The 723-nt window shown below is 48.4% G+C and carries 5 tRNA genes and 1 rRNA gene; all 6 read right to left on the reverse strand.

Going from position 1 to position 723, the window contains the following annotated elements:
* Positions 1 to 75, reverse strand: a 16S ribosomal RNA gene (locus AC1DJR_RS32340); the annotation flags it as partial.
* 76 nt (positions 76 to 151) lie between these two features.
* A tRNA-Gly gene (locus AC1DJR_RS32345) sits at positions 152 to 222 on the reverse strand.
* Between the two features lies 1 nt (position 223).
* Positions 224 to 300, reverse strand: a tRNA-Pro gene (locus tag AC1DJR_RS32350).
* Between the two features lie 3 nt (positions 301 to 303).
* A tRNA-Arg gene (locus AC1DJR_RS32355) sits at positions 304 to 380 on the reverse strand.
* Positions 381 to 476: 96 nt separating this feature from the next.
* Positions 477 to 559: transfer RNA gene (locus AC1DJR_RS32360), tRNA-Leu, on the reverse strand.
* Between the two features lie 16 nt (positions 560 to 575).
* Positions 576 to 648: transfer RNA gene (locus tag AC1DJR_RS32365), tRNA-Lys, on the reverse strand.
* Positions 649 to 723 lie beyond the last annotated feature (75 nt).

Below are 723 nucleotides of genomic sequence, written 5' to 3' on the forward strand. Positions count from 1 at the left end.
ATCCATTCGCTCGACTTGCATGTATTAGGCACGCCGCCAGCGTTCATCCTGAGCCAGGATCAAACTCTCCAATAAAGTTAGTTTGTCTAGCATCTAAAAATAAAAATTGACGTTCACGTTGTTTGTTTCGTTCAGTTTTCAAAGAACTAAAAGCGGGTGAAGAGAATCGAACTCTCGACCAGAGCTTGGAAGGCTCTTGTTTTACCACTAAACTACACCCGCGTGGTCGGGAAGACAGGATTTGAACCTGCGACCCCCTGGTCCCAAACCAGGTGCTCTACCAAGCTGAGCCACTTCCCGTTATGGCGCGCCCGAGAGGAGTCGAACCCCTAACCTCTTGATCCGTAGTCAAACGCTCTATCCAATTGAGCTACGGGCGCTTATTCATGATGTTTTTTCGTCGTTGTATTTTGGCGACTCAATTATCTTACCATACTACATTTTCAAATGCAAGTACTTTTTAAAAGATTTTTTGATGCGGCCGAGAGGACTTGAACCTCCACGGGGTTTCCCCCACTAGGCCCTCAACCTAGCGCGTCTGCCGTTCCGCCACGACCGCGCGGAAAAAACAAAAGTGAGCCATGAAGGATTCGAACCTTCGACCCTCTGATTAAAAGTCAGATGCTCTACCAACTGAGCTAATGGCTCGTAAATGGCTGGGCTAGCTGGATTCGAACCAGCGCATGACGGAGTCAAAGTCCGTTGCCTTACCGCTTGGCTATA

Source organism: Bacillus sp. 05T31, assembly GCF_056396725.1.